We start from the raw sequence: 8,575 nt of genomic DNA on the forward strand, positions 1-8,575 counted from the left end.
AGCTACTCGAAGGATCACTCGATGGCCGTCTTCATTTCACGACGCCACACCTGCTGACCAGGTCAAACTCGTACACCACTTCCGCGGACGCAACCCGGATTGCGTCACTTCGGTCGCTGAACCCGTCGCCTCGCCTACGTCGGACCCTCCCCGGGTCGTGGCCTAGTGTCCGCAATATGCCCGGTCCGATGCTCTGGTTTTGTCCGGTCCGATGCTCCAGGATGTTGTTCCTGAAGCGCATATCCTCTGACCTGACCTGACCCCACCACCCGTTCCTTGCTAGCGAGGCGAAAGTCCGTCTGGCGGCGCCGAAGCCGCAGAGGGAGAGACTCAGCGACTGATGGGCTGAACCGGTCGTCCAGGTTCGGGCTTTGCGCTCCTCGCCCAGTCAATTCCAGCCTTCGGTCGCTTCGGTCGCTGTCTTCGCCTGCCCGTCTTTAGTCGCTGAACGTTTCCGCAGGTGAGAGCGCCTTCTTGCCGTCGTGGCGACTGAAGCGACCCGAGGTGCGGCTATATCCCAGGCGATGGACGAAACAGTGTCCCACGAACGCGTTCATTCGGATGTTCGGTCGCTTCAGTCGCTTCTGGTGTCAGATGCGGAACAAGATCGCCAGCCGCGGGGGCAAGCACCTGCAGCGCTTCCGCTCGTGGGACGTCCATGAAGAAGCCGCCTGTGTCACGGCTCGTGCGGCGCTGGGACTGCCCAACGCCCGTTCAAACCCGGAACGCCTCCAGGGCCGACTGCCGCAGCGCGCTGTCCGGGGCCCTGGAGGGGCGTGTGTATCGCATGTGCTTCAGTCGACGGTGCAGATCGCGTGCTGCAGCCGTCCAGTGGGCCGCTTCAAGACCGGACCTGGGCCGCACGTCAAGCAGTCCGGGCGCTGAGTCCCGGGCCGGAGCCGGGGACTCAGCCGCGTGCTCTGGCACGACGACCACGGAAAGGGTGAGCGGGTAATCTCGGCGACCAGGTCATTGTTGAGCGGCCTCTAGCTCAGCTGGCCGCTGCGGTGTTCCTGCCACTCGGCCGACGGGCTTGGTTTTCAGCTCGTCAACAGCGGCCGCGTGAACGATGCCGCGTACTTTGGCCACGCGTTCAATGCCGCCGTGATGGGGTTGATGTCCGGATCCGCCATCGGCCCACGAGTGCTGGCGATTTGTTGTCGGTCCACCGCCCGAGCAGGGCAGGATCGCCTCGGCGCGTGCGTGTAGGTCGGACACGATCGTCATGGTCTCGGGGTTGAAGTACCGGGCAGCTCATCCGTCGCGCTCTAATCCGCCGCGGTGGTCCTCGGCTGGCCTCGCCCAGGAACTGGATACCCCGAGGGGCTTGAGGTACGCCGGGCACGGGCTGGTTCCGCTTGGTCGGTGGTCCACTGTGCGTGCCGAGGAACTGTGGGCCGCGCTCATCGTTGCCGGGCACCGGGGGACCACCAGAATGCGGGGGCATGTGAAGGCGAGGTTGTCACCATGCCTCGCTCGCGGGCTGCCTTCATATCGCCGCCCAGAGCACGCCTCTGCGCCGCCGCAGCCGAATGTCCTATGAGGGCAGAGGTGTTCCGGCGACCGTGCATACACGTGGCAGCTGCCTGGGCCAGGTCATCATCATGTCTGGTGGGCACCCCAGCTCCCCGAGCTGACCGTGATCGCTGGACCGGGATTGCGCGATGTCCTCGAGCCCGACGCGGCCCTGGTGGCCAGAGCCGTCGGGCTCATCGGGGACCGGTCGCTCCTCGCCGGTCTCACCGCTGGCAACAGCGATGACCTCCTGCGCAGACGTCGACCGGGGCGGCTTTGCCGCCCCTCCTGGGCTTGCCGATCAGACACGTTGTGATGTGGTCCTCCGCTTGGTTAAAGCTGAGCGATGATGTCCGGGAAGTGTCCGCTACCTTGCCTGGTTGGGACCTGTTTTCTGCGGCAGAATTCTCGTGGTGCTGTCCGGCCTTACCGACCCACACGTTCGTCGGACTTCTCATCAACTTGGTGGTGCCCCAACACATATGGCGAAGCGACGACGCGCTCAATCTGATAAGTGGCGGCTCAACCGTCCGTGACGAGCCCTTTGGCACCATCATCGCCCCCTGCCGAAATAGGCGTCGACCACGCGGTGTTCGGTGGATTTCACCTACGCGATGCCAGGAGACGGCGGTTATCGGCAATTCGCACTTTGCCCCCAACGATTTTGTTCGGCCCATTCTCGTAGACATGGCTGAGACGGGAAAGACGGGGCGAGGTATTCAGATAGAGGTCCTCATCATGGAAGACATGACGCAGCTCTACCACGGCTTGGGCGCGATCGTCCGGGCATTCGATGATCGCATGTCATGACGGCGCAGTCTCACGAAGTTCTCAGTGTGGCGGTGTTGTTCGGCGGTAGCGGTTCCGAGCGGGGCGTCTCAGCCGCCAGCGCGTGGCACGTAGTGGGCGCGCTACGCGAGTGCGGGCATCGTGTACATGCCGTCGATCTGTCCCAGGGCAGGCTTAGCGGCGCCGACGAAGAGCGATGCCTCCAAGCTGAGATCCACAACCTCCCGCCGACTCCGGAACTGCTTGCCAGTGCGGCTGTGAGTCCCCGGCTCGCAGAGCAACTGATGGGCGTGGATGTGGTCTTCCTGGCTTTGCACGGCAGCACCGGCGAGAACGGCGGGGTCCAGGCCGTCCTCGAATCGGCCGGGCTGCCGTACACCGGTGGTCTCCATGTGGCCACCACCGTGGCCACGGACAAAGACCTGTCCAAGCGACTTCTGCGAGCGGCGGATATCCGTACCCCCGATTGGAACGTGATCCGGAACGGCGATAGCCTGCCTCCATTGGATGGTCCGGTGGTCGTCCAGCCGAACGCGCGGGGCTCCGTGATCGGCCTCACCCTCGTCACGAATCCGCACGCGTTCCCTGATGCCGTGCGCCAGCTGCAGGTCCACTACGCCGACGTGATTGTCGAGCGCTTCGTGGCCGGCCGCGATTTCGCCGTCGGGGTGCTTAACGGCCGGTCCCTGGCCGTGGGCGAGATCAGGCTCAAGAACAAGAAAGTCTTTGACTACGAGGCCAAATACCAGCTCGGCGACGCCGTGGCGGTCTTCCCGGCAGAGATGCCTATCAGTCTGGAAGCGAAGTTGCGCGCGCTTGCTGTCCGGGCACACCGGACGCTCAGGCTGGGCTCCTACAGCAGCGCCCATTTCCGCGTGGACCAAGAGGGCCGGATTTGGTGTCTGGAGGTCGATGCCCTTCCCGGACTGACCCCGAACAGCCTGTTCCCGCAAGCGGCGCAGGCGGTCGGTATACCCTTCCCCCGGCTGTGTGAGGCGATCTGCCGGCTGGCGGTGCGGCCATGACGATGGCTGAGTCCGGCTACGTTCCCATCCGCGGAGAACACAGATCACGCTTGCCACGCACCTCGGCGGCCCCAGACAGGTCATACGCCGCGCATCAAGGCACGGGCCCTGCCCCCGATGTGTGGACACCTTGAGTACCGGATGATGGAGATCCGGAGACAAGGAGTTCCACGTGGCGATGAAGTCGTATCCGCCGGAGTTCAAGGCGGACGCCGTCGCGTTGTATCTGTCCGATTCGGGACGGACGCTGGCCTCGGTGGCTGAGGATCTGGGGATCAGCCGGGAGACGCTGCGTAACTGGGTGCGTCAGGCGCGGGCCGACGGCAGCGCGGGCGTCAAGGCGCGGGGCCCGGCCAGGAAGCCGGCGCGGGGTCCGCTATCGTCCGACGACGTGCTGGAAGAGGAGAACAAGCAGCTCAAGGCCCGGATTCGGGAGCTGGAGCTGGAGCGCGACATCCTGCGCCGGGCGGCGAAATATTTCGCGGGAGAGACGTGCGCCGTGAGGCGTTGATGGTCCGTACGAAGGTGCAAGACCTTCGTCGTCCGTCCTGTCGTGGCAGGGCGGGGAAGCTGAGGGCAGCTCGATCCGGGTGATGCCGGGGAGGGCGGCAAGCGGCCCTGACAAAGCCGGGACGTGTCAGCACTGCCAGATGGTGCGGGTCCGGTGAGCGAGGCGGAAAGGAGTACGTGAGGAACTGTCGTCATTACGTCCCTCAATGCGAGACCGGCTCGAACCTGGTGGATGGGGGCCGGGAGCGGTGCGCACCCGCCACCCAAGTGGTGGTCCGGGGAACTCCTGGGATGGTTTGTCTCTGCCGTCCGGGGAGGCCATGAGGAAGGCCCACGGCGTACTTATGGCGATGCCGCAGGGATGCAGGCGGGCTCCTCCTTCGCCGAGCGGATCACAGCGAACACGGGAACCACCCGGTTCCACTTCCCGCGAGACGAGCCGCCAGTTCGGCGCGTGGGATAGGCGCATCGACCGCCGAATGGGCCGGGTGGGGCGGAGCCGCCGTAGTACTTCGAGGCCGGGAGAGCCGGCCACCTGGGGAAGGGCGGCAGCGGAAGCGAGGAGACGTTGGGAGGCTGTAATGCCGAAAGATGCGCCCCCGAATGGGAGCGCCTGGCCGGATCAGGTCCTGTTGGGGCCTGGTCGGCGGGTATCGGAGATGCAGGCCAAGCTTCACCGTTGGGCGGCGGCTGATCCTGGCCGCCGGTTCGAGGACTTGTTCAATTTCGTGCATGACCCGGCGACGCTGCTGATGGCGTTCGACCGGGTGGCGGGCAACCGGGGTGGCCGGACCGCGGGCGTGGACGGCGTGACCGCCGCCGACGTCGAGGAGCGGATCGGCGTCCCGGGCTTCCTGGACGAGCTGCGCACTCAGCTCAGGACGGGTGCGTTCCGGCCGTTGCCGGTACGGGAGAGACTGATTCCCAAGCCGGGCGGGGCCGGGAAGGTGCGGCGGCTGGGCATTCCCGTGATCGCCGACCGGGTCGTCCAGGCGGCGCTCAAACTGGTGCTGGAGCCCATCTTCGAGGCCGACTTTCTGCCGGTCTCCTATGGGTTTCGGCCCCGGCGACGAGCTCAGGACGCGATTGCCGAGATCCAGCACATGGGCACACACGGCTACCGCTGGGTGCTGGATGCGGACATCGCGGCGTGTTTCGACGAGATCGATCACGCCGCGCTGATGGACCGTGTCCGTGACCGGATCAAGGACAAGAAGGTCCTGGCTCTGATCAAGGCGTTCCTCAAGGCCGGGATCATGACCGAACTCGGCGAACGCCAGGACACGCCTGCCGGGACACCGCAGGGCGGGATCATCTCTCCGTTGCTGGCCAACATCGCGCTGTCGGTGCTCGATGAGCACCTGCACCAGCCGTGGCGGCCGGGCGGGGCGTTCTCCTCCCCGAAACGGAGGACCACCCTGCGCGCCAAAGGAGCCGCGACCTGGCGCATCGTCCGCTACGCGGACGACTTTGTCGTCCTGGTCAACGGCTCCGAGGAGCACGTCCGCGAGTTGTGCGAACAGATCGCTCAGGTGCTGGCCCCTATGGGGTTACGGCTGTCTGCGGCCAAGACTCAGGTCGTGCACATGAGCGAGGGGTTCGACTTCCTGGGGTTTCACATCCAGTGGCGCCGCAAGCGAGGCACGAACACCTGGCACGTCTACACCTTCATCGCCAAGGACCCGATCCGGCGGCTGAAGGCGAAGATCCGTGCGCTGACCCGCAAGACCTCACCGTTGAACCTGGACGCCCTGCTGGCCCAGCTGAACCGGGTCATGGGCGGATGGGCGTTCTACTTCCAGCATGCGATCGCCAAGCGCGTCTTCGCCAACCTGGACTCCTTCACCTGGTGGAGGCTGGCCAGGTTGCTGCGCCAGCGGCATCGCTGGAACTGGAAGGAGTTCCGCCGACGGCACACCACCCCCGCCGGGCGATGGCTGCCGTTCTCGGCGAACGGGGTCACCTGGCGCGGCATCGAGAAGATCCCGGTCACCCGGTATCGCTATCGCGGCGCCAAGATTCCCAGCCCATGGGTTCAACCAGCCCGATAGACGGCAGCATCCGTGGAGAGCCCGGTACTCGGAGACGGGTACGCCGGGTTCGGAAGGCGGTCCGGAGAAACGGACCGGTCGCAAGACCGGCACCGCGCTCCGGGCCGACCTTACGAACTGGTGAGCCGCTTCGAGTTCGTTGATGACCATCGGGACGTCTTCGGCGTCAAGCGGCTGTGCCGGGTGCTGAAGGTGTCCCGCTCGGGGTTCTACCGGTGGATCAAGGCCGCGCCGGCCCGGGCGGAGCGGGCCGCGGCCGATGCCGTACTCGCCGCGGAGATCAGGCAGATCCACGGGGAGTTCGACGGCACCTACGGCAGTCCGCGCGTCACCGCCGAGTTGCGTGCCCGAGGCCGCCGGGTCAACCACAAGCGGGTGGCGCGGGTGATGCGCCGCGCCGGCATCGTCGGGCTGCACCTGCGCAAGAAGGTGCGCACCACGGTGCCCGAGCCGTCGCATCAGAAGGTGCCGGACCTGATCCGGCGGGACTTCACCGCACCTGGCCCGAACCGGCGCTATGTCGGCGATATCACCTACCTGCCCGTCGGCGACGGCGGGTTCCTGTATCTGGCGACCGTGCTGGACTTGGGCTCGCGGCGGCTGGCGGGCTGGTCGATCGCCGATCACATGCGTACTGAGCTGGTAACCGACGCGCTGCGCGCAGCCGCTGCGACGCGGGGCAGCCTGCACGGCGCGATCTTCCACGCCGATCATGGGGCGCAGTACACCTCGGCCGAATTCGCCGGGGTCTGTGCCGAGCTCGGGGTGCGCCAGTCCATGGGAGCCGTCGGCACAAGCGCCGACAACGCCGCCGCGGAGGCGTTCAACGCCACCCTCAAACGCGAAACACTGCAGGGCGCCAAGCGCTGGCCCTCGGCGCGTGAGGCCCGCCTGGCCGTCTTCAAGTGGATCACTCGCTACAACACCCGCAGGAGACATTCCACCCTCGGCTACCTCAGCCCGATCGACTACGAGCAGCAGACCATCGATAGGGTACTGCTCGCCGCATGACAACCGGTGTCCACACTGCGGGGTGAGCCCCCACCAAGAAGCGGGAACAGCTGGGCCTGCTGCCCAATGTCGGCCGCGAGTGGCGGCCGAAGGGCGACCCGGTCCAGGTCGTCGACCACAGCTTCTTCACCGGCCCGCAGGTCGAGCAGGCCATCCCGTACGGGATCTACGACCTCACCCGCAACACCGGCTGGGTGAACGTCGGCGTCGACCACGACACCTCAGTCTTCGCCGTGGAGTCCATTCGCCGCTGGTGGAAAGCACGCGGCAGCCAGGACTACCCGCACGCCGGCCGTCTACTGATCACCGCGGACGCGGGCGGCTCCAACAGCTACCGCTACCGCGTCTGGAAGAGCGAACTGGCCGCACTGGCCGCCGAGACCGGGCTGGCCATCACGGTCTGCCACTTCCCTCCCGGCACCTCGAAATGGAACAAGATCGAACACCGGCTGTTCTCCCACATCACCCTCAACTGGCGCGGCAGGTCGTTGACCAGCCACGAAGTGGTGGTCAACACCATCACCACCACCCGCACCAGCGGCGGGCTCCGGGTGGAGGCCATCTTGGACACCGGCGACTATCCCACCGGCATCGCGATCAGCAAAGAGCGCTTCGCCGCCCTGCCGCTGGAGCGGCACGCCACCCACAGCAGCTGGAACTACACGCTGCACCCCGCACCCACCGATGAGTCCAGCCCGGATCGACCCATCGGCGAGACCGAAGGGCCCGCGCAATGGCGCCAGGCCATGCTCGCCCGGCTGGCCCACCCGCTCTTGACCGGCATGAGCCCGGCCCAGCTCAAGCAGTTGGCCGCCATACTCGCTCCTGCCCAAGCCGCCCGCACCCAGGAACGACACAGCCAACAACGCGGCGGCCGGGCTCGGCGAGCCACCGGTAAGCTTCGCGTCAAGCCCCTGTTCGACGACGCGGCCCGCCTCCTGCTCACCCTGCTCTACCAGCGGCAGGTCTGCTCCATGAAGGTACTGGCGGACCTGCTGGAGGTCACCGACGTCTGCATCGCCGACCTGGTGAAGGAAACCCGCAGAGTCTTGGAAGACCACGGCCATCAGGCCGCAACCGCGCAGGTCCGCTTCACCAAACCCGCCGCTCTCCTGGACTTCTTGGACACCGACCAGCGCCCCGCACGAGCCGCGATCATCGACCGGCTGTCCCACCCGGTTCTGACCGGGATCTCTCGCGACGAACTTCGCCTCCTCATCCAGCGTCTCGCCGCACTACAGGTCGCTCAAGGCGAACGCCTCGGCTACCAGCGGCGAGGCGGTCCCCGCCAATCCGGGACCCGATCTGGCGTCTTCCCTCAGAAGATCAGCAACAGCGAACGGGTCTTGCTGACGATCCTCTACCAGCGGAAACTCTGCACCATGGAGGTCCTGACCGATGCTCTGGGCGATGTTTGCAGATCCTCCATCGGCAACGTCATCCGCGAAACTCGTCCCCTGCTCCAGCAGACAGGCCACATTTCCGCCGCGGCGCCGATCCGATATCGCACTGCTGCGGATCTGCTTGCCGCAGTGCCAAACGATCGCGACACGCCGACAAGTTGATCTTTTACGGCTTCAGTGCGTGCGACACCGCTGCCACGCCGCCCCAGGCAGGGCGGCACCGATCGCCTCCACCAGGCCGCGGTGGGCGTCGGAGACGACCAGCTGAACC

Annotated in this window: 4 protein-coding genes and 4 pseudogenes; 6 read left to right on the forward strand and 2 right to left on the reverse strand. The window is 66.3% G+C overall.

The genetic code is table 11. The annotated features are described in order from the left end of the window. Positions 1-969: 969 nt before the first annotated feature. Positions 970-1,227: a hypothetical protein gene (locus tag AB0J69_RS61000; RefSeq protein ID WP_364138383.1), complete on the reverse strand. Its 258-nt coding sequence runs from the start codon at positions 1,225-1,227 to the stop codon at positions 970-972. 975 nt (positions 1,228-2,202) lie between these two features. On the opposite strand from AB0J69_RS61000, the gene AB0J69_RS61005 reads away from it, so the two are divergent. From AB0J69_RS61005 to AB0J69_RS61030, 6 genes and pseudogenes are all read left to right on the forward strand, one after another. Then, positions 2,203-2,325, forward strand: coding sequence for a hypothetical protein (locus AB0J69_RS61005; protein WP_364138385.1), 123 nt, complete (start codon positions 2,203-2,205; stop codon positions 2,323-2,325). Continuing rightward, complete coding sequence (locus AB0J69_RS61010) at positions 2,322-3,329, forward strand: D-alanine--D-alanine ligase (RefSeq protein ID WP_364138388.1); 1,008 nt, start codon at positions 2,322-2,324, stop codon at positions 3,327-3,329. The genes AB0J69_RS61005 and AB0J69_RS61010 overlap by 4 nt, the downstream gene beginning before the upstream one ends. A 172-nt stretch (positions 3,330-3,501) precedes the next feature. Beyond that, positions 3,502-3,816: pseudogene (locus tag AB0J69_RS61015) on the forward strand (transposase); the annotation flags it as partial. A 751-nt stretch (positions 3,817-4,567) separates the two neighbouring features. Next, a complete protein-coding gene (ltrA, locus tag AB0J69_RS61020) occupies positions 4,568-5,890 on the forward strand; it encodes a group II intron reverse transcriptase/maturase (protein ID WP_364138390.1) in 1,323 nt (440 codons plus the stop codon). Positions 5,891-5,992: 102 nt separating this feature from the next. Next, a pseudogene (locus AB0J69_RS61025) lies at positions 5,993-6,901 on the forward strand (IS3 family transposase); the annotation flags it as partial. Between the two features lie 32 nt (positions 6,902-6,933). Continuing rightward, positions 6,934-7,581: pseudogene (locus AB0J69_RS61030) on the forward strand (ISAzo13 family transposase); the annotation flags it as partial. Between the two features lie 900 nt (positions 7,582-8,481). On the opposite strand, the pseudogene AB0J69_RS61035 reads toward AB0J69_RS61030, so the two are convergent. Beyond that, positions 8,482-8,575: pseudogene (locus AB0J69_RS61035) on the reverse strand (transposase); the annotation flags it as partial.

It is taken from the genome of Nonomuraea sp. NPDC049709 (assembly GCF_040674815.1).
Taxonomy (GTDB): domain Bacteria; phylum Actinomycetota; class Actinomycetes; order Streptosporangiales; family Streptosporangiaceae; genus Nonomuraea.

Excerpts from the sequence above, each read along its gene's own strand:
- AB0J69_RS61000 (WP_364138383.1), bottom strand. The coding sequence starts at position 1,227 with ATGACGATCGTGTCCGACCTACACGCACGCGCCGAGGCGATCCTGCCC.
- AB0J69_RS61005 (WP_364138385.1), top strand. The coding sequence starts at position 2,203 with ATGGCTGAGACGGGAAAGACGGGGCGAGGTATTCAGATAGAGGTCCTC.
- AB0J69_RS61010 (WP_364138388.1), top strand. The coding sequence starts at position 2,322 with ATGACGGCGCAGTCTCACGAAGTTCTCAGTGTGGCGGTGTTGTTCGGC.